Here is a 20,649-nt window from a genome sequence, read left to right as displayed (position 1 = left end):
TTGGAGAACTTATATGATGTACCACATTCCCGGCGTGTTATCGCCACAAGACGTCGCCCGCTTTCGTGCACAACTGGAACAAGCCGAATGGATTGATGGACGCGTCACCACCGGCGCACAAGGCGCGCAGGTCAAGAATAATCAACAGGTAGACACCCGCAGCGCGTTATATGCCGCATTACAAAATGAAGTGCTGAACGCGGTTAACCAACATGCTTTGTTCTTTGCCGCTGCCTTGCCGCGTACCATTTCCACGCCGCTGTTTAATCGCTATCGGAACAATGAAACCTATGGTTTTCATGTGGATGGCGCAGTACGCAGTCATCCACAAAACGGCTGGATGCGCACCGATCTTTCCGCCACGCTATTTTTGAGCGATCCGCAAAGTTACGAAGGCGGCGAACTGGTCGTCAATGACGCCTTCGGGCAACATCGGGTAAAACTCCCGGCTGGCGATCTGGTGTTGTATCCCTCCAGCAGCCTGCACTGTGTGACCCCCGTAACGCACGGCGTAAGGGTGGCATCATTTATGTGGATACAATCAATGATCCGCGATGATAAAAAGCGCGCCATGCTGTTCGAACTGGACAACAATATTCAGTCACTCAAAAGCCGCTACGGCGAAGGAGAAGAGATCCTGTCGCTACTCAATCTTTATCATAATCTGCTGCGGGAATGGTCGGAGATCTGACGCTTGAACTGCCCAGGTTCATCCCTGGATTAGCTACACTTAACAGTACAAGCATTGATATGGGGAGGACAATATGGCATCCGGTTGGGCTAACGATGACGCCGTCAACGAACAGATCAACAGTACAATTGAAGATGCGATTGCCCGCGCCAGGGGTGAAATTCCGCGTGGCGAAAGCCTGTATGAATGTGAAGAGTGCGGTGCCCCCATCCCGCAGGCCCGTCGGGAAGCCATTCCTGGCGTGCGCTTATGCATCCATTGTCAGCAGGAGAAAGATTTACAAAAACCATCTTATACAGGATATAATCGCAGAGGTTCGAAAGACAGCCAGTTACGTTAACTACAACTGGCGGGATGTTTAGCGTGTATAATTTGTATTTTGCGTGGCATTCCGTGCCTTTAACGCAGCCGTAACTGCCACATGTTACAAAATTGGTTCATACATACGATAAATGAATGGATTATCAGCATGTTAGATATCAATCAATTTATTTGAACAAGGCGGTCAATTCTCTTCGATTTTATCTCTCGTAAAAAAACGTGATACTCATCACATCGACGAGACAACGTCACTTATACAAAAATCACCTGCGAGAGATTAATTATGAAAACTATCAATACTGTTGTTGCTGCTATGGCGCTTTCAACTCTGTCTTTTGGCGTATTCGCGGCGGAGCCGGTCACGGCATCCCAGGCACAGAACATGAATAAAATCGGCGTGGTTTCTGCCGATGGCGCATCCACCCTCGATGCCCTGGAAGCAAAACTGGCTGAGAAAGCGGCAGCAGCCGGTGCTAGTGGATACAGCATTACTTCCGCCACCAACAACAATAAATTAAGCGGTACTGCGGTAATTTATAAGTAATTCGTAGGACGGATAAAGCGTTTACGCCGCATCCGGCAACAGATGCCTGATGCGACGCTACCGCGTTTTATCAGGCCTACAAAATCCGAACCGTTGGACGGATCAGGCGTTTACGCTACGTCCAGCACAAGTATTTCCCTGTCTGTTTGCCGACAGACGCATGTGCTCCAACCCTCATTGATCCTATGTTACCCTTGTTTGCCCGTCCGTCACTGGACGGGCTTTTTTTAGCTGACTGATTGCTGGCAGAAAGCCTGCAACGTCTCTTCTGATATACCAATCTGCCGCGCTGCGTCGCAAATTGCCTGCCAGCTTCCGGCATCCAACGGGATCCCCATCTCCTGCCGTTCGCGACGCGTATTCACTTCCCACTCACCCGGCAGCAAAATCGGTTTATCGTCATCATGCGGCGAGGCTTTCACCCACTCGGCAAAGGCTTCGGACTGCGTTGCACAATCTGGCGCACCGAACAGCTCCGGGTTAATGATAATGGTCGTCATGCAGTTAAAACCGGCATCGGGGCTGTGCTGCAATGTTTCCTGATAAGTAGTTTTGCCGCCAGAAAGTGCACCACCGAGAATTTCGCACATCACTGCCAGGGCATAACCTTTATGTTCAGCAAAGGCCAGCAACGCTCCTAACGGTGACTCCAGCATGACTGCCGGATCGGTCGTTGGCACGCCATTAACGTCGATCAGGCAACCAGGTGGTACAGGCACGCCTTTATGCCAGGCCACACGCGCTTTACCAAACGCAATGGTGCTGGTGGCGTAATCAAGCAACAACGGGAAATTATCTTTTCGGGGAAAGACCACGCAGAACGGATTTGTGCCAAAGCGACTGTCACGACCACGGAACGGCGCGACAGCCTTACTCCCTACCACACTGACAAAGTGGATAGAGACAAACCCCGCCGCCGCGCACTGTTCCGCCCAATAACCAATGCGCCCGATATGATGTGAGTTACGCAGCGCCACGGCAGCAATGCCGTGGTGACGTGCTTTTTCAATCCCCAGAGCCATGGCCTCATATGCAGCGACCTGACCACATGCACGATCGCCATCAAGCGTGACCACTGCCCCCGCATCTTTGACAATTTTGGCGTGATGGTTGATCTGCAAATAGCCCTGCTGCCAGGAACGCACATAATTCGGGATCATGCCAATACCATGTGAATCATGTCCTGCCAGATTTGCTGCGATTAAATGATCTGCTACTAATTTTGCTTCCTGTTCCTCGCTACCCATCTGACGAAACACAGTCAGGACAAAGTTGTGCAGCGTCCGGGCATCAAAGCGATGACCACTTTCCATGGTTAACTCCTGTTTATGTTATATGCCTGTTGTTTTTTTATGCTGCGCGCCGCACACGGGAAGGTCAATAAAGATGCTGCACTTTCATGGTGCAGTGGAGTAAAGACCGGATGACAGTCATCATCCGGCTGAGGAAGAAATTAAAAGGATTGTTTAATGCGCGCCAGACCATCGCTAATGGTTGCCACTTCGCCCGCCGCCGCCAGACAGCAAGCCATCTGGATGTTCAGTGACTCAGGAATTGGTTCGTTGCCTGCCAGGCAACGCTCAATCCACTTCGCCGTGGTTTCCGGGTCTTTTGCTTGTGGCAGTAGCTCGTTGCCAGCAGTGTCCTGTTTTTCATACAGCACCCGCATCCCTTCGCGGTCAATAAGATTTATTTGCGGGCAGCGTTGCGGATTAGCATAGACTTCGCCTTCGGTGCCGTGCATTAACAGCGCCCGTCCGCCAATATCGCTAAAGAATTTCGCGACTCGCCCGATGTATTCCGGATGCGAGACGCTGGAAAGACGCAGTGCCTCACCTTCGGCAAACGGTGTCGCCAGTTTCGCCAGGGTATGCGCACTGTTACGCACGCCCATCCGCCAGCGCATTGCCAGTTGTTTTTCCAGCGGCGGGCAAAACGCGCCTACGGGCATAAATACCGGCTGGTGCTCGTCAAGCTTCGCCTGTGCTTGTCCGGCATGTAGCGTTGGCGCAATCCCCATCAGTTGAAAAATGGTTTCGGTCAGCACGCGAGTCGGATCTTCACTCACGCCGTGAACCACCACCGGAAAACCGAGTTTATGCAGCAGAATCGCCAGCAACGGTGTCAGGTTGGCCTGTTTACGCGCACCGTTGTAACTGGGGATGACAATCGGCATCGGCTTGCCGGCGGGGGGCGTTAGCTTGATGGTGTGATTTTGCATGGCTTCGTAAAAGCCGAGCATCTCTGCTTCCCCTTCCCCTTTGATACGCAGTGCAATCAATACACCACCCAACTCAAGGTCAGGCACTTCGCCATTGAGCATATGGGCATACAGACCGCGCGCCGTATCCTGATCCAGATCGCGCGCGTGGTTTTTCCCGCGCCCGATCTCTTTGATGATTTTGCGATAGTCCATTTACGACTCCTTACCTGACTCACATCATTAACGCCGCCGACGGCGTGGGGATTTCGCTTTTTCTTTCTTTTTAACTATACCTTCAGGGACTTCCGGTTGCTCTATCGGAAATACCGGTAATGCGTCCAGTAGTCGCTTGCCATAATTTTTGGTCAACAAGCGTTTGTCGTAGATAACCACCTCGCCCCAGCAACTGTGGCTTCGAATAAGACGCCCAACCTGCTGAATCAGATTAAACGAAGCACTCGGCAGGCTTTGCACCTCAAACGGGTAGCGGTTAAGACTTTTTAGCCATTCGCCTTCGGTAATCACCACTGGACTGTCGATAGGCGGAAAGGCGATTTTATGGATATGCACCTGGCTGAGCAGATCGCCTTTCAAATCAAGCCCTTCGGCAAATGACTGTAAACCTACCAGTACACTGCGTTCACCGTTAGCGACGCGTTTGCGATGCAGTTCAACTAAGCGGTAGCGCGGCTGATCTCCCTGCACTAACAGCATCAGACGTAAATCCATCACATAGTCGAGAAACCGCTGCATCGCCCGTCCGCTGGCAAACAGCACCAACATGCCGAGATGCTTTTTGCTCTCCACCTGCTCACGGAAAAAGGCGGCCATTTCGGCAATATGCTGCTCTTCGCTGTCGATAGAAGGCTCAACGCGCATCCGGGGAATAACAATTTTGCCCTGCTCACAGTGGTTGAACGGTGAATCCAGCGCCACGAAGCGATCGCCCGCTTTTTCTTTCAGCCCGCTCATCTCCTGCAAACGCGAAAAACTGTTCAACGAACGCAAGGTCGCGGAAGTGACAATAATGTGCGGAATGCTGCGCCACAGCAGCCTTTCCAGCTGATCGCTGACGCGGATCCCCACGCAGTGAAACCAGAGATGTAGCTGCCCGTCACGCTCTTCCCGCGTCGCCCATTTGGTCACTGGCGCACCGGAAGATTGCGCCAGCGAGGCCAGCCGCCAGAGTTTGCTTTGCGCCTCAAACATTCCCAGCGCGCGGTTCATCTGCAAAATAAGCCGATGCAGGCGCACAATGTCATGGCTGCCGGTTTTCTCGCTTAAATCGTTGAGGAATAGTTCTGCCAGACCACGCAACATCTCTGTCAGTTTCGCCAGCCGCTGGCAGATCTCCAGCACTTCATCAGGCAGTTCGCCCATCGCAAACCGGTGCTCAGCCTCCTGCCCGGCAGGCATATAGAGATTGAGAATGTTGTTTAAAGAGGCGATAAGCTCATACAACTCTTCACAATGCGCATTCAAACGTTCAGGGATCGCCAACGGCGGGATCGTCTTCGGGCAAAACTGCTCCATGCAGGTGGCGACCAGTTTCGTGAACAAGTCCAGTTGCAGCCGATACCAGGGCGCGGTGATTTCGGCGCTCATCTCCAGCGCATCCCGCGCCACGTCCGGCAGGTGATGCCCTTCATCCAGCACCAGCAGCAAGTTTTTCGGGTCTGGCAATACCGCTTCGCTTTCCATCGCCGCCATCACCAGCGCATGGTTTGCCACCACCACTTCCGCTTCCTGAATCTCCCGACGAGCCACAAAAAACGGGCATTCGCGGTAGTAGTAACAGTTGCGGTTCAGGCAACTGGCTTTGTCGGTACTCAAACGGCGCCAGAGATCGTCATCAATAGCGATATCCGTATGATCGCGCAGGCCATCCCATTTATAAGTGTCGAGATCGCCCTTCAGCTTTGCACAGCGTTTTTGCTCTTCCTGATTATTTGGCGTCAGTTCGTCGTCAAGAAAAGCGAGCAGATCCTGTTGCGTGGGTTCAGTGCTGGCGAGCGCCGTCAGATTGCGCGGGCAAACGTAGCGCCCACGCCCAAAAGCGGCGGTAAATTTGAGATCGGGAATGATCTTTTTCAGCAGCGGTAAATCTTTGCTGTAAATCTGATCCTGCAATGCCACGTTGGCGGTACTCACCACCAGCGTTTTTTGCTCTTCGCGGGCAATGGCGATGCCGGGGATCAAATAGGAGAGCGTTTTCCCAACGCCGGTGGGGGCTTCAATCGCCAGATGCCGCCCTTCTTCTCCGGCCAGCGTTTTGGCGACGTCCGCAATCATCTGCCGCTGCGGCGCACGGGGAATAAAGTCGGGGATCTGTTCCTGAAGCGCCTTATACCAGGCGGCAATTTGCGCTTTAAGCGCGGCGGTTAATGCCATGAGAAAACCTGAAATACTGTATAAACAGCCAATATTGTGGCATTTTTCGGTTTTCAGGGGTAATGGTTTTTCTGTTTCTGGAAAGCGGCTCGCAATAACGTTTTCCGGATGCGGGGATTTCCCGCATCGGGAGAAACATCATTGTCAGCAATCTTATGCCGGGCATAGCCCGGCATAAGATTGCTGACAAACTGGCTTAATAGCCAAAAACAGGTACGGTTTTCCCCCTCAGCCTTTTAGGGAGAGGGTCGGGGTGAGGGGACTGTCCAGGCACTTTTGGGACTTTGTCATCAGTCTGCTGCCGGGCATAGCCCGGCATAAAATATTACTGCGCAGCGGCAGGTTTACGCGGACGGCGGCGACGTTGTTGTTCGCCTGCTGGTTTGGCATCGCCGAGGCGGCGAGATGGTTTTTCTGCGGGTTTCGCGTTACCAGACTTCGCTCCACCTTCAGCGCGGCGTGGCTGCTGTTGACCGCGACCACCACCTTGCCCACGACCGCCGCCACTGCGTTGCTGGCGACCATTCTGGATCGGTTCGGCTTTGATTGACGGGTCCGGCTCATAACCCGGAATCGCAATACGCGGGATCTCTTTTTTCAGCAGTTTTTCGATATCGCGCAACAGTTTGTGTTCATCAACACACACCAGCGATAACGCTTCGCCGGTGGCGGCGGCACGACCGGTACGCCCGATACGGTGGACATAATCTTCCGGTACGTTTGGCAGCTCATAGTTGACGACGTGTGGCAACTCTTCGATATCCAGGCCACGCGCGGCGATATCAGTCGCCACCAGCACGCGAATATCACCCGATTTAAAATCGGCCAATGCACGGGTACGCGCACCTTGCGATTTATTACCGTGGATCGCCGCACTGCGAATGCCATCTTTATTTAATTGTTCAGCCAGATGGTTAGCGCCATGTTTGGTACGGGTAAACACCAGCACCTGCTGCCAGTTGCCTTTACCAATCATGTGTGACAGCAATTCCCGTTTGCGTTTCTTATCGACAAAGTGAACGTGCTGGGTTACCTGCTCAGAGGCGGTATTGCGGCGTGCAACTTCGATTTCCAGCGGGTTATGCAGCAGTTTTTCTGCCAGAGCTTTAATCTCGTCAGAGAAAGTCGCGGAGAACAGCAGGTTCTGGCGCTTCGCGGGCAGTTTTGTTAACACACGGCGAATATCGTGAATAAAGCCCATATCGAGCATACGGTCAGCTTCATCAAGGACGAGGATTTCTATCTGATCCAGCTTCACCGCATTCTGGTGTTCCAGATCCAGCAAACGCCCCGGCGTTGCCACCAGCACATCAACACCGCCACGCAGCTTCATCATCTGCGGGTTAATGCTGACGCCACCAAACACCACCAGCGAACGAATGTTCAGGTATTTGCTGTAATCACGGACGTTTTCACCAATCTGCGCCGCCAGTTCACGGGTCGGGGTAAGAATGAGCGCGCGCACCGGACGACGCCCTTTGGCGTGCGGCTCGCGGGAAATCAGGTGTTGCAACAGCGGCAGCGTAAAGCCCGCTGTTTTGCCGGTGCCGGTCTGGGCACTGGCCATCAGGTCGCGACCTTCCAGCACCGCAGGGATCGCCTGCTGCTGAATAGGGGTGGGTTCACGGTAACCTTGCTCGGCAACGGCGCGCAGGATATCAGGGCTTAAACCCAAAGAATCGAAAGACATAACTACTCCGAACCGCCCCGACCGTTACCGGTGTAGTTTTCAGGGAGATACTGAAAAGGAAAATGACAAAAACCACAATGTCATGAGGGAGCGGAGTGTAGCAGTTTTTGTGACGCAGCGCATAAATTATCCCTGTGACTGACGTTGCTCAAATTCTTAGCCATACTGGACAACGCGAAAAATGAGTCATAATCTTAATCAATCATTTGATTAAGAATGGGCTGTGCTATGAATAGTCCTGCCATGACAACCAAAGGTGAACAGGCGAAAAAGCAGCTGATTGCTGCTGCACTGGCACAGTTTGGTGAATATGGAATGAACGCCACCACCCGCGAGATAGCCGCCCAGGCCGGGCAGAATATCGCTGCCATCACCTACTACTTCGGTTCGAAAGAAGATTTGTACCTCGCCTGCGCCCAGTGGATTGCCGATTTTATTGGCGAGCAGTTCCGTCCGCACGCCGAAGAAGCCGAACGTTTGTTCGCGCAACCACAGCCTGATCGGGCTGCCATCCGCGAACTGATCCTTCGCGCCTGCAGGAACATGATTAAGCTGCTCACCCAGGATGACACCGTCAACCTCAGTAAGTTTATCTCCCGTGAGCAGCTCTCTCCTACGGCAGCCTATCACCTGGTGCACGAACAGGTGATTAGCCCGCTACACAGCCACCTGACACGCCTGATTGCCGCCTGGACCGGCTGCGACGCCAACGATACCCGCATGATCCTTCATACCCATGCGTTGATTGGTGAGATTCTGGCGTTCCGTCTTGGCAAAGAAACAATTCTGTTACGTACCGGCTGGACCGCGTTCGATGAAGAAAAGACCGAACTGATCAACCAGACGGTGACCTGTCATATCGACCTGATTTTGCAAGGATTATCGCAAAGGAGTTTGTAGTGATGAAAAAACCTGTCGTGATTGGACTGGCGGTAGTGGTACTTGCCGCCGTGGTTGCCGGAGGCTACTGGTGGTATCAAAGCCGCCAGGATAACGGCCTGACGCTGTATGGCAATGTGGATATTCGCACCGTGAATCTAAGCTTCCGTGTCGGTGGTCGTGTTGAGTCGCTGGCAGTAGACGAAGGTGATGCGATCAAAGCGGGCCAGGTTCTGGGCGAACTGGATCATAAGCCGTATGAGATTGCCCTGATGCAGGCGAAAGCAGGCGTTTCGGTGGCACAGGCGCAGTACGACCTGATGCTTGCCGGGTATCGCGATGAAGAAATCGCTCAGGCCGCCGCAGCGGTGAAACAAGCGCAAGCCGCGTATGACTATGCGCAGAACTTCTATAACCGTCAGCAAGGGTTGTGGAAAAGCCGCACCATTTCGGCAAATGACCTGGAAAATGCCCGCTCCTCGCGCGACCAGGCGCAGGCAACGCTGAAATCAGCTCAGGATAAATTACGTCAGTACCGTTCCGGTAACCGTGAACAGGATATCGCCCAGGCAAAAGCCAGCCTCGAACAGGCACAGGCGCAACTGGCGCAGGCGGAGCTGAATTTACAGGACTCAACGTTGATAGCCCCGTCTGATGGCACGCTGTTAACGCGCGCGGTGGAGCCAGGCACGGTTCTCAATGAAGGTGGCACGGTGTTTACCGTTTCACTAACTCGTCCGGTGTGGGTGCGTGCCTATGTTGACGAACGTAATCTTGACCAGGCCCAGCCGGGGCGCAAAGTGCTGCTCTATACCGATGGTCGCCCGGACAAGCCCTATCACGGGCAGATTGGTTTCGTTTCGCCAACCGCTGAATTTACCCCGAAAACCGTCGAAACGCCGGATCTGCGTACCGACCTCGTCTATCGCCTGCGTATTGTGGTGACCGACGCCGATGATGCGTTACGCCAGGGAATGCCAGTGACGGTGCAATTCGGTGACGAGGCAGGACATGAATGATGCCGTTATCACGCTGAACGGCCTGGAAAAACGCTTTCCGGGCATGGATAAGCCCGCCGTCGCGCCGCTCGACTGCACCGTTCACGCTGGTTATGTGACGGGGTTGGTAGGGCCGGACGGCGCGGGCAAAACCACGCTGATGCGGATGCTGGCCGGGTTGCTGAAACCTGACAGCGGCAGGGCCACAGTTATCGGTTTTGATCCGATCAAAAACGACGCTGCGCTGCACGCGGTGCTCGGCTATATGCCGCAGAAATTCGGTCTGTATGAAGATCTCACGGTGATGGAAAACCTCAATTTGTACGCGGATTTACGCAGCGTCACCGGTGAAGCACGTAAACAGACTTTTGCTCGCCTGCTGGAGTTTACGTCTCTTGGCCCGTTTACCGGGCGCCTGGCGGGTAAGCTCTCAGGCGGAATGAAACAAAAACTCGGGCTGGCCTGTACCCTGGTGGGCGAACCGAAAGTGTTGCTGCTCGATGAACCCGGCGTCGGCGTTGACCCTATCTCACGGCGCGAACTGTGGCAGATGGTACATGAGCTGGCAGGCGAAGGGATGCTGATCCTCTGGAGCACCTCGTATCTCGACGAAGCCGAGCAGTGCCGTGACGTGTTGCTGATGAACGAAGGCGAGTTGCTGTATCAGGGAGAACCAAAAGCCCTGACACAAACCATGGCCGGACGCAGTTTTCTGATGACCAGTCCACACGAAGGCAACCGCAAACTGTTGCAACGAGCATTGAAACTGCCACAGGTCAGCGACGGCATGATTCAGGGGAAATCCGTGCGCCTGATCCTCAAAAAAGAGGCCACACCAGACGATATTCGTCGCGCCGACGGGATGCCAGAAATCAACATCAACGAAACCACACCACGTTTTGAAGATGCGTTTATTGATTTGCTCGGCGGTGCCGGAACCTCGGAATCGCCGCTGGGCGCAATATTACATACGGTAGAAGGCACACCGGACGAAACGGTGATCGAGGCGAAAGAACTGACCAAAAAATTTGGTGATTTTGCCGCCACCGATCACGTCAACTTTGCCGTTAAACGTGGGGAGATTTTTGGTTTGCTGGGGCCAAACGGCGCGGGTAAATCGACCACCTTTAAGATGATGTGCGGTTTGCTGGTGCCGACCTCTGGTCAGGCGCTGGTGCTGGGCATGGATCTGAAAGAGAGTTCCGGTAAAGCACGCCAGCATCTCGGCTATATGGCGCAAAAGTTTTCGCTCTATGGCAATCTGACAGTCGAACAGAATTTACGTTTTTTCTCCGGCGTGTATGGCTTACGCGGTCGGGCGCAGAACGAAAAAATCTCCCGTATGAGCGAGGCATTCGGCCTGAAAAGTATCGCCTCACATGCCACCGATGAACTGCCGTTGGGTTTTAAACAGCGGCTGGCGCTGGCCTGCTCGCTAATGCACGAACCGGACATTCTGTTTCTTGATGAACCGACCTCCGGCGTCGATCCCCTCACCCGCCGCGAGTTCTGGCTGCATATCAACAGCATGGTAGAGAAAGGCGTCACGGTGATGGTCACCACCCACTTTATGGATGAAGCGGAATATTGCGACCGCATCGGGCTGGTGTATCGCGGGAAGCTGATTGCCAGCGGTACGCCGGATGATTTGAAAGCACAGTCGGCTAACGATGAGCAACCCGATCCCACTATGGAGCAAGCCTTTATTCAATTGATCCACGACTGGGATAAGGAGCATGGCAATGAGTAACCCGATCCTTTCCTGGCGTCGCGTGCGGGCGCTGTGCGTCAAAGAGACGCGGCAGATCATTCGCGATCCAAGTAGCTGGCTGATTGCGGTGGTGATCCCGCTGTTGCTGCTGTTTATTTTTGGTTACGGCATTAACCTCGACTCCAGCAAGCTGCGCGTCGGGATTTTGCTGGAGCAGCGTAGCGAAGCGGCGCTGGATTTCACCCACACTATGACCGGCTCGCCCTATATTGACGCCACCATCAGCGATAACCGTCAGGAACTGATCGCCAAAATGCAGGCGGGGAAAATTCGTGGTCTGGTGGTGATTCCCGTGGATTTCGCCGAACAGATGGAGCGCGCCAACGCCACCGCGCCGATTCAGGTGATCACCGACGGCAGTGAGCCGAATACCGCTAACTTTGTGCAGGGGTATGTCGAAGGGATCTGGCAGATCTGGCAAATGCAGCGGGCAGAGGACAATGGGCAGACGTTTGAACCACTTATCGACGTCCAGACACGCTACTGGTTTAACCCGGCGGCGATAAGCCAGCACTTTATTATCCCCGGTGCGGTAACCATTATCATGACGGTCATCGGCGCGATCCTCACCTCGCTGGTGGTGGCGCGGGAGTGGGAGCGCGGCACTATGGAGGCTTTGCTCTCTACGGAGATTACCCGCACGGAACTGCTGCTGTGTAAGCTGATCCCCTATTATTTCCTCGGTATGCTGGCGATGCTGCTCTGTATGCTGGTGTCGGTGTTTATTCTCGGCGTGCCCTATCGCGGTTCGCTGCTGATCCTGTTTTTTATCACCAGCCTGTTTTTACTCAGTACGCTGGGGATGGGGCTGCTGATTTCTACGATTACCCGCAACCAGTTCAACGCCGCTCAGGTGGCACTGAACGCCGCTTTCCTGCCGTCGATTATGCTTTCCGGCTTTATATTTCAGATAGACAGTATGCCAGCGGTGATCCGCGCGGTGACGTACATTATTCCCGCACGTTATTTCGTCAGCACCCTGCAAAGCCTGTTCCTCGCAGGGAATATTCCGGTGGTACTGGTGGTAAACGTGCTGTTTTTGATCGCTTCGGCGGTAATGTTTATCGGCCTGACGTGGCTGAAAACCAAACGTCGGCTGGATTAGGGAGAAGAGCATGTTTCATCGCTTATGGACGTTAATCCGCAAAGAATTGCAGTCGCTGCTGCGCGAACCGCAGACGCGAGCGATTCTGATTTTACCCGTGCTTATTCAGGTGATCCTGTTCCCGTTTGCCGCCACGCTGGAAGTGACCAACGCCACCATCGCCATCTACGATGAAGATAACGGCGAGCATTCGGTGGAGCTGACCCAGCGTTTTGCCCGCGCCAGCGCCTTTACCCATGTGCTGCTGTTGAAAAGTCCGCAGGAGATCCGCCCAACTATCGATACGCAAAAGGCGCTACTGCTGGTGCGTTTCCCGGCTGACTTCTCACGCAAACTGGATACTTTCCAGACCGCACCGTTGCAGTTAATTCTCGACGGGCGTAACTCCAACAGTGCGCAAATTGCCGCCAACTACCTGCAACAGATCGTCAAAAATTATCAGCAGGAGCTGCTGGAAGGAAAACCGAAACCCAACAACAGCGAGCTGGTGGTACGCAACTGGTATAACCCGAATCTCGACTACAAATGGTTTGTGGTGCCGTCGCTGATCGCCATGATCACCACTATCGGCGTAATGATCGTCACTTCACTTTCCGTCGCCCGCGAACGTGAACAAGGTACGCTCGATCAGCTGCTGGTTTCGCCGCTCACCACCTGGCAGATATTCATCGGCAAAGCCGTACCGGCATTAATTGTCGCCACCTTCCAGGCCACCATTGTGCTGGCGATTGGTATCTGGGCGTATCAAATCCCCTTCGCCGGATCGCTGGCGCTGTTCTACTTTACGATGGTGATTTACGGTTTGTCACTGGTGGGATTCGGTCTGCTGATTTCATCACTCTGTGCAACGCAACAGCAGGCGTTTATCGGCGTATTCGTCTTTATGATGCCCGCCATTCTGCTTTCCGGTTACGTTTCGCCGGTGGAAAACATGCCGGTGTGGCTGCAAAACCTGACGTGGATTAACCCTATCCGCCACTTTACGGACATTACCAAGCAGATTTATTTGAAGGATGCGAGTCTGGATATTGTGTGGAACAGTTTGTGGCCGCTACTGGTGATAACGGCCACGACAGGGTCAGCGGCGTACGCGATGTTTAGACGCAAGGTGATGTAACTTTTTATCTTTCGCCAGTAACGACACCACCGCCGGGCCGGCAAGGATCGCCAGCCCTGCAATTGCCAGCAAATAGTTGTTTTCCAGTACGCGGGACAACAGCCACAGCACAATCAGCGCTGCGCCAAAATACCAGGTGGTGGTCAGCTCTTCCAGTACGTCTGCCACCTCGCGCCAGCGTTGTTCGGGGTGGCGCTGAAACACCAGCATCATCACTACCGTTACGCAATACAGCACGCACAATCCCACGCCGACGTGAACCAGGGTTTTACTCATCCAGCCCACCACCAGCAGCGCCACTACCAGTAAATGCAACATAATCTGCCAGCAACTTAGGCCAGTTGCGACACGAACACGTTGTTGCCACTTCATGGCTTCTCTCCTGAAGAATTTATCTCTACTAACTCAGAGTACCGAACTTTACGGAAAATTCCGTAAGACCGCACCTTTTTGTGACGCCGACTACACTATTTCAATGAGATAAGAGGCAAAGACAGGAAAATTATGCCCGATCAAACACAACAATTTTCGTTCAAGGTACTCACCATCAATATTCACAAAGGCTTTACCGCGTTTAACCGACGCTTCATTTTGCCGGAACTTCGCGACGCCGTGCGCACCGTCAGCGCCGATATTGTTTGCCTGCAGGAAGTGATGGGCGCGCACGAAGTTCATCCGCTGCATGTGGAAAACTGGCCCGATACCTCGCACTACGAGTTTCTTGCCGACACCATGTGGAGCGATTTTGCCTACGGTCGCAATGCTGTGTATCCAGAAGGGCATCACGGAAACGCGGTGCTGTCACGCTATCCCATTGAACATTATGAAAATCGTGATGTTTCTGTCGATGGAGCGGAAAAACGTGGCGTACTGTATTGCCGCATTGTGCCACCGGTGACCGGGAAAGCGATTCATGTGATGTGCGTGCATCTTGGCCTGCGTGAGGCGCACCGTCAGGCGCAGCTTGCGATGCTCGCCGAATGGGTGAACCAGCTTCCGCCCGACGAACCCGTTTTAGTGGCGGGTGATTTCAACGACTGGCGGCAAAAAGCCAATCATCCCTTAAAAGTACAGGCCGGGTTGGATGAGATATTTACCCGCGCCCACGGACGCCCGGCGCGCACGTTTCCAGTGCAATTTCCTCTACTACGTCTGGACAGGATCTATGTCAAAAATGCCAGCGCCAGCGCGCCAACCGCGTTGCCGCTGCGGACATGGCGACACCTTTCTGATCATGCCCCTTTGAGTGCGGAGATTCATTTATGAAATGTAGCTGGCGCGAAGGCAATAAGATCCAGTTGCTGGAGAACGGCGAGCAATATTATCCCGCTGTATTTAAAGCGATTGGTGAGGCGCAAGAACGCATTATTCTTGAAACGTTTATCTGGTTCGAGGATGACGTCGGTAAACAATTACACGCAGCATTGCTGGACGCTGCACGACGCGGGGTTAAAGCGGAAGTCTTGCTGGATGGCTACGGTTCGCCGGATCTCAGCGATGAGTTTGTCAATGAACTGACGGCGGCTGGCGTGGTGTTTCGTTATTACGATCCCCGCCCTCGCCTGTTCGGTATGCGCACCAATGTGTTTCGCCGGATGCATCGCAAAATTGTGGTGATCGACGCACGTATCGCCTTTATTGGCGGGCTGAATTACTCCGCCGAGCATATGTCCAGCTACGGTCCAGAGGCTAAACAGGATTACGCGGTACGCCTCGAAGGGCCAATTGTCGAAGATATTCTGCAATTTGAACTGGAAAATCTGCCCGGACAAAGCGCGGCACGGCGCTGGTGGCGACGTCATCACAAGGCGGAAGAGAACCGCCAGCCGGGAGAAGCGCAGGTATTGCTGGTCTGGCGCGATAACGAAGAACATCGCAGCGATATTGAGCGCCACTATCTGAAAATGCTCACTCAGGCGCGGCGGGAAGTGATTATCGCCAACGCCTACTTCTTCCCCGGCTATCGATTTTTACACGCCTTGCGTAAAGCGGCACGGCGCGGGGTGCGGATCAAACTGATCATTCAGGGCGAACCGGATATGCCGATTGTCAGAGTCGGCGCGCGTTTGCTGTATAACTATCTGGTTAAAGGCGGCGTTCAGGTTTTTGAGTACCGCCGCCGCCCGCTCCACGGCAAAGTGGCGTTGATGGACGATCACTGGGCGACAGTAGGGTCCAGTAATCTCGATCCGCTCAGTTTGTCACTGAATCTCGAAGCAAATGTCATCATCCACGATCGTCATTTTAACCAGACGCTGCGCGATAATCTGAACGGCATTATCGCCGCAGATTGTCAGCAGGTCGATGAGACCATGCTGCCGAAACGCACCTGGTGGAACCTGACCAAAAGCGTGCTGGCATTCCACTTTTTACGCCATTTCCCGGCGCTGGTGGGCTGGCTTCCGGCGCACACGCCACGTCTGGCGCAAGTTGATCCGCCCGCGCAGCCGGCAATGGAAACTCAGGATCGGGTAGAAACTGAAAATACGGGGGTGAAACCCTGATGAGTAAATCACACCCGCGCTGGCGCTTAGTAAAGAAGATCCTCACCTGGCTGTTTTTTATCGCGGTGATTGTGTTGCTGGTGGTCTACGCCAAAAAGGTGGACTGGGAAGAGGTCTGGAAGGTCATCCGTGACTACAATCGCGTTGCGCTGCTCAGTGCGGTCGGGCTGGTGGTCGTCAGTTATCTGATTTACGGCTGCTATGACCTGCTTGCTCGCTCTTACTGCGGTCATAAACTGGCGAAACGTCAGGTGATGCTGGTGTCGTTTATCTGCTACGCCTTCAACCTGACGCTTAGTACCTGGGTTGGCGGCATTGGTATGCGCTATCGTCTTTACTCCCGCCTGGGATTACCGGGTAGCACTATTACACGGATTTTCTCGCTGAGTATTACCACCAACTGGCTGGGCTATATTTTGCTGGCCGGGATTATTTTTACCGTGGGCGTGGTGGAACTGCCGGATCACTGGTATATCGATCAAACCACGCTGCGTATTCTCGGCATTGGTTTGCTGCTGATAATTGCAGTCTATTTATGGTTTTGCGCCTTCGCTAAACACCGCCATATGACCATCAAAGGGCAAAAGCTGGTGCTACCTTCATGGAAATTCGCCCTCGCCCAGATGCTGATTTCCAGCGTTAACTGGATGGTAATGGGAGCGATTATCTGGCTGTTACTCGGTCAAAGCGTGAACTATTTCTTTGTACTGGGCGTGTTGCTGGTTAGTAGTATTGCTGGTGTCATCGTGCATATTCCGGCGGGGATTGGTGTGCTGGAAGCGGTGTTTATCGCGCTACTGGCAGGGGAACATACATCCAAAGGAACGATTATCGCCGCCCTACTCGCTTACCGTGTCCTGTACTACTTTATCCCGCTGCTGCTGGCGCTGATCTGTTACCTGTTGCTGGAAAGCCAGGCGAAGAAGCTACGGGCGAAAAATGAAGCGGCGATGTGATGTTTAGTTAAGTTCTTTGGTTTGTGCAGATTGTTAGCAACGTGCTATTTGTTCATGGCGGATGCGGCGTGAACGCCTTACCCGCCCTACACAACTAATGCTTTCCTGCATTCTGATACGCTACAGCCCTTTAACAAAGTATGTTTTACGCCAGAGTAATGTTTGTTGTTTCCTTAATAATCATCAGGGGACATCTGGCGATGTCCTCTCAGCATAAAATTACAGCGGATTCGGACTGGCTTCGCGATAAGAAACCTTTTTCTTCGGTGATGTAAAGGTGTCTCGCAGATCTTTATATTCATATATTTTAGCTCGGGTGCCATCCGTTACTGGAATAGAGGAGTGCGGACGATAACACTGAGATAATGGCGAATTGCAATGCTCTTCGTGGGTAGAGATGCCCAGCCAGTCAAGAATCATCGCATAGTTATTAAGCAATGAATAAACTTCTTGAATGTGTCCAAGTTTACGCGGTTGACTGGCGATAGCAGCCTGGCTATACCAGATAAATTGCGGTACATCGTAGGCTTCTTTACTGGGAGTATCTGCGGCGTGCATATAATACGATGGAATATTGGGATTTTTCTCCAGACCGTGGTCAGAAAAATAGAGTAATGAGGATTTACTTCCCTCCAGTCTTTTCATGATTTCGCCAATGATGTAATCGGTAAATCGTATGGAGTTGTTGTAGCAATCCTCGTATTTATCCCCAGTTTTAATTTTACCTGCCCATTCAGGGTAGCGTGTACAGGCAATTTCATGGCTACCATTACCATGTAGCAGTATTAATTTCTTACCCTTGACTTTTAATGCTTCATCCAACAACGGCAGAAGGCTATCATCGTATTCCTCGCTTACCCAATGTGTATTATTACTGGAACGACCAATGAGCGTAATATAGTTATTATGCTTCCCGGACATACCCACGGTACTTAACCAGGTAGTCTGATACCCCACTTTATTAGCTACGGCAATAACATTATTTGATAAGTCCGCAGTGGTAAAACTTTCTGTTGTCGCTTTACTGAGGATCATCGGAACAGAAGTTACTGTTGCCGCCGCTGGAGAAACTGCATTATCAAAGATAAGCGCCTGTGGTCCAATCTCATTTTGTACAGGCGTGGTATTGATACCAAAGCCATACAAACTCATATTACTGCGCCGTACAGACTCCCCTACGATAATAACATAATTTTCAATATCCGTTTCTTTAGCGATCAATCCCGGTAAATCCATATCAATTTGTTTTATTTCTCTGGCAAAAGAAATATCTCGATAAGCAATAATAAAATCGGCAGCGGTATAAAATGGTGTAAATCTTAACACCCTGGAGCTTAATGGAGAGTATCCTCCAAGACCATCTTTTTTCTGTTTACTCCATTGATTGTAACTAAACCATGAGATAAATATTAATAGTATCACCAGTGATGCACATTGAACCTTAGTAGACACACACTTAACGCCCATGGGTATAGAAAAATAAGTCAGCAAGAAATAAACAACACATACTGGCATCCAGGATAGATATAACCCCGACATTGCTTTCACTTCAGACCAGTGGGTTTCCATGATACTCATTGCAAAGATAATATTAAATTCACTTTGATAAATTTGCCATGTACAAAGCGCGACTATAAAATTAATGGTCAATAATAGTGACACACTCAATGCGACTATTTTCCCAACAAATAATCGATAACACCCTGTCAAACACAGGATGATTAGCAAGTTGCAGATACCGACGCGCAGGATAACTCTCAATGGCTGTAAAAAATAAACAGGCCAAAGCTGGAGTAATACAGACACAAGTAGCAATGCGATGAAAATGTATTTTTTTGACTGCCGAGGATAAGCCGTTATCGATGGTAATACGAAAGACATAGAACCCTGATCCATTTATTATATGAATATATATTTAAAAATTAATCCCATTGAAATATATTATCAGCAGATGATTGATTTTTACCCGCAAGCATTTATTTAACAGATGAATATCGCCAGCCATTAATAAAACCGTAGGATTGTACTCTATTTTCTTATAGGTATACCAGATTTATAAAAATGCATCATATGCATAGATATAATCAATGTGAATTATATCTTTATGTCTATTTTTTAAATATATACTTATTATCGAATAGATAAAAAATCCCGGTGTCGTTCCGGGATTTTTATAAGAAATGCGTTTAACGGCGGTTACCGAATATCCGCAGCAACATCAGGAACAGGTTGATGAAGTCCAGATACAACGTTAAGGCGCCAAGAATGGAATATTTACGCAGGTTCGACGTGTCGCGGGTATCAATCTGTTCACCCATATTTTTCAGTTTCTGAGTGTCATACGCCGTCAGTCCAACAAAGACAATCACGCCGATGTAAGTGACTGCCCACATTAATGCTTCGCTTTTCAGCCAGAAGTTCACCAGCGAGGCTATGACGATACCAATTAATGCCATAAATAGCATATTGCCGAAGCCACTTAAATCGCGTTTCGTGGTGTAACCATACAGACTCATCGCGCCGAACATCCCGGCGGTGACAACGAAGGTACTGGCAATAGAGGCGGCAGTGTATACAATGAAAATACTGGAGAGCGTTAAGCCCGTTAGCGCCGAATAAAGCATAAAGAGCATCGTCGTTACGCCCGCGCTGAGTTTTTGAATCATCGCTGATAACACGATAACCAGAGCTAATTGCGCGATTATCAAACCGATTAAGAAGACACGGTTAGTGAATAGCAGCTCCATAACGGCAGCAGAGTTGGCTGCATACCAGGCAACAAATGCGGTCAGTAACAAACCAACTGTCATCCAGCCATAGACTTGCGCCATATAGGTTTGCAAGCCAGCACGGGGTTGTACGATTGAATCTGAACGTGGGAATCTGTCCATGACTTTCTCCTGAAGATATAAGGAATATCTAAAGGATACTGCAAATGATGAGGGTGTGCATCGACGCAGCGTAAACGTATGTCCAGAGCGGTGAAATTGCCGGACGCAGCGGTGCCTTATCCGGCTAACAAAAACTACCAGCGTTTTGCCGCCTGCTGATCGCTCTCCCGGGCTTCAACCCAGCGGTCGCCTTCCGGCGTGGCTTCACGCTTCCAGAACGGTGCGCGGGTTTTGAGATAGTCCATAATAAACTGCCCGGCTTCAAACGCGCTGCTACGATGCGCGCTGGTGACCCCGACAAATACGATTTCATCGCCCGGCCATAATTCGCCAATGCGATGAATCACCGTGACTCTCCCCAGCGGCCAGCGGTTACGCGCCTCATCCACGATTTCCGCCAGTGCTTTTTCCGTCATCCCCGGATAGTGTTCGAGGGTTAATGCTTTGACGCTGTCGCCCAGGTTATGGTTGCGCACCTTACCGGTAAACGTGACCACTGCACCATCTTCGTCACGCTCAGCCAGCCACGGGTACTCTTCCCCAACGCTAAAAGGCTGAGATCCGACAACAATTTTGGTTTCTGCCATC

20 protein-coding genes are annotated in these 20,649 nt (G+C 51.9%); 11 read left to right on the top strand and 9 right to left on the bottom strand.

The window, feature by feature from the left end:
• Window positions 1-13 precede the first annotated feature (13 nt).
• From ybiX to ybiJ, 3 genes are all read left to right on the top strand, one after another.
• Window positions 14-691 carry a PKHD-type hydroxylase YbiX gene (gene ybiX / locus RGV86_RS20020; RefSeq protein ID WP_309508451.1) on the top strand — a complete coding sequence of 226 codons (678 nt, stop codon included), beginning with the start codon at window positions 14-16 and terminating at the stop codon, window positions 689-691.
• A 73-nt stretch (window positions 692-764) separates the two neighbouring features.
• Window positions 765-1,031, top strand: a complete 267-nt coding sequence (ybiI, locus tag RGV86_RS20015; RefSeq protein ID WP_000146362.1) for a C4-type zinc finger protein YbiI — start codon at window positions 765-767, stop codon at window positions 1,029-1,031.
• A 264-nt stretch (window positions 1,032-1,295) separates the two neighbouring features.
• Window positions 1,296-1,556 carry a DUF1471 family protein YbiJ gene (ybiJ, locus tag RGV86_RS20010; RefSeq protein ID WP_000849301.1) on the top strand — a complete coding sequence of 87 codons (261 nt, stop codon included), beginning with the start codon at window positions 1,296-1,298 and terminating at the stop codon, window positions 1,554-1,556.
• 102 nt (window positions 1,557-1,658) lie between these two features.
• On the opposite strand, the gene ybiE is transcribed toward ybiJ, so the two are convergent.
• The 5 genes from ybiE to rhlE form a co-directional block, all read right to left on the bottom strand.
• On the bottom strand, window positions 1,659-1,718 hold the full coding sequence (gene ybiE, locus RGV86_RS20005) for a protein YbiE (protein ID WP_211180490.1): 60 nt from the start codon (window positions 1,716-1,718) through the stop codon (window positions 1,659-1,661).
• 65 nt (window positions 1,719-1,783) lie between these two features.
• Window positions 1,784-2,869, bottom strand: a complete 1,086-nt coding sequence (locus tag RGV86_RS20000) for a malate/lactate/ureidoglycolate dehydrogenase (protein WP_085460544.1) — start codon at window positions 2,867-2,869, stop codon at window positions 1,784-1,786.
• 140 nt (window positions 2,870-3,009) lie between these two features.
• Window positions 3,010-3,972, bottom strand: a complete 963-nt coding sequence (gene ybiB, locus RGV86_RS19995) for a DNA-binding protein YbiB (RefSeq protein ID WP_000386505.1) — start codon at window positions 3,970-3,972, stop codon at window positions 3,010-3,012.
• A 27-nt stretch (window positions 3,973-3,999) separates the two neighbouring features.
• On the bottom strand, window positions 4,000-6,150 hold the full coding sequence (gene dinG / locus RGV86_RS19990) for an ATP-dependent DNA helicase DinG (protein ID WP_137598428.1): 2,151 nt from the start codon (window positions 6,148-6,150) through the stop codon (window positions 4,000-4,002).
• A gap of 325 nt (window positions 6,151-6,475) precedes the next feature.
• Window positions 6,476-7,840 (bottom strand): ATP-dependent RNA helicase RhlE, encoded by a 1,365-nt coding sequence (gene rhlE, locus RGV86_RS19985; protein WP_000007076.1) that lies wholly within the window; start codon window positions 7,838-7,840, stop codon window positions 6,476-6,478.
• Between the two features lie 228 nt (window positions 7,841-8,068).
• Between rhlE and cecR the strand changes: the two genes are divergently transcribed.
• The 5 genes from cecR to RGV86_RS19960 are packed head-to-tail and all read left to right on the top strand — an operon-like array spanning window position 8,069 to window position 13,710.
• Window positions 8,069-8,740 (top strand): DNA-binding transcriptional regulator CecR, encoded by a 672-nt coding sequence (gene cecR / locus RGV86_RS19980; RefSeq protein ID WP_024212582.1) that lies wholly within the window; start codon window positions 8,069-8,071, stop codon window positions 8,738-8,740.
• 2 nt (window positions 8,741-8,742) lie between these two features.
• On the top strand, window positions 8,743-9,738 hold the full coding sequence (hlyD, locus tag RGV86_RS19975; protein ID WP_000743444.1) for a secretion protein HlyD: 996 nt from the start codon (window positions 8,743-8,745) through the stop codon (window positions 9,736-9,738).
• Window positions 9,731-11,467: an ATP-binding cassette domain-containing protein gene (locus RGV86_RS19970; RefSeq protein WP_085460542.1), complete on the top strand. Its 1,737-nt coding sequence runs from the start codon at window positions 9,731-9,733 to the stop codon at window positions 11,465-11,467. Before hlyD ends, RGV86_RS19970 begins: the two co-directional genes overlap by 8 nt.
• Complete coding sequence (locus RGV86_RS19965) at window positions 11,460-12,593, top strand: ABC transporter permease (protein ID WP_000070112.1); 1,134 nt, start codon at window positions 11,460-11,462, stop codon at window positions 12,591-12,593. The genes RGV86_RS19970 and RGV86_RS19965 overlap by 8 nt, the downstream gene beginning before the upstream one ends.
• Before the next feature lie 10 nt (window positions 12,594-12,603).
• Window positions 12,604-13,710, top strand: coding sequence for an ABC transporter permease (locus tag RGV86_RS19960; protein WP_000469029.1), 1,107 nt, complete (start codon window positions 12,604-12,606; stop codon window positions 13,708-13,710).
• On the opposite strand, the gene RGV86_RS19955 is transcribed toward RGV86_RS19960, so the two are convergent.
• Window positions 13,672-14,082 (bottom strand): YbhQ family protein, encoded by a 411-nt coding sequence (locus tag RGV86_RS19955; protein ID WP_000871987.1) that lies wholly within the window; start codon window positions 14,080-14,082, stop codon window positions 13,672-13,674. The genes RGV86_RS19960 and RGV86_RS19955 overlap by 39 nt on opposite strands.
• A gap of 132 nt (window positions 14,083-14,214) precedes the next feature.
• Between RGV86_RS19955 and RGV86_RS19950 the strand changes: the two genes are divergently transcribed.
• From RGV86_RS19950 to RGV86_RS19940, 3 genes are read left to right on the top strand one after another with little or no spacing between them, the layout of a single operon-like run.
• Window positions 14,215-14,976: an endonuclease/exonuclease/phosphatase family protein gene (locus RGV86_RS19950; RefSeq protein ID WP_001113359.1), complete on the top strand. Its 762-nt coding sequence runs from the start codon at window positions 14,215-14,217 to the stop codon at window positions 14,974-14,976.
• Window positions 14,973-16,214: a cardiolipin synthase ClsB gene (gene clsB / locus RGV86_RS19945; RefSeq protein ID WP_000650351.1), complete on the top strand. Its 1,242-nt coding sequence runs from the start codon at window positions 14,973-14,975 to the stop codon at window positions 16,212-16,214. The genes RGV86_RS19950 and clsB overlap by 4 nt, the downstream gene beginning before the upstream one ends.
• Window positions 16,214-17,170 carry a lysylphosphatidylglycerol synthase domain-containing protein gene (locus RGV86_RS19940; RefSeq protein ID WP_000045485.1) on the top strand — a complete coding sequence of 319 codons (957 nt, stop codon included), beginning with the start codon at window positions 16,214-16,216 and terminating at the stop codon, window positions 17,168-17,170. Before clsB ends, RGV86_RS19940 begins: the two co-directional genes overlap by 1 nt.
• Before the next feature lie 219 nt (window positions 17,171-17,389).
• Here the strand turns inward: RGV86_RS19940 and RGV86_RS19935 are convergent, their stop codons facing one another.
• The 3 genes from RGV86_RS19935 to moaE form a co-directional block, all read right to left on the bottom strand.
• Window positions 17,390-19,051 (bottom strand): phosphoethanolamine transferase, encoded by a 1,662-nt coding sequence (locus RGV86_RS19935; RefSeq protein ID WP_000011423.1) that lies wholly within the window; start codon window positions 19,049-19,051, stop codon window positions 17,390-17,392.
• A 305-nt stretch (window positions 19,052-19,356) separates the two neighbouring features.
• Window positions 19,357-20,061: a Bax inhibitor-1/YccA family protein gene (locus RGV86_RS19930; RefSeq protein WP_000373623.1), complete on the bottom strand. Its 705-nt coding sequence runs from the start codon at window positions 20,059-20,061 to the stop codon at window positions 19,357-19,359.
• Between the two features lie 134 nt (window positions 20,062-20,195).
• Window positions 20,196-20,648, bottom strand: coding sequence for a molybdopterin synthase catalytic subunit MoaE (gene moaE, locus RGV86_RS19925; protein ID WP_000852301.1), 453 nt, complete (start codon window positions 20,646-20,648; stop codon window positions 20,196-20,198).
• Window position 20,649: the final 1 nt, after the last annotated feature.

The sequence above is a fragment of the Escherichia ruysiae genome (genome assembly GCF_031323975.1).
In the GTDB taxonomy this organism is placed as follows: Bacteria; Pseudomonadota; Gammaproteobacteria; order Enterobacterales; family Enterobacteriaceae; genus Escherichia; species Escherichia ruysiae.
This window is presented reverse-complemented; position numbering and strand designations above follow the sequence as displayed.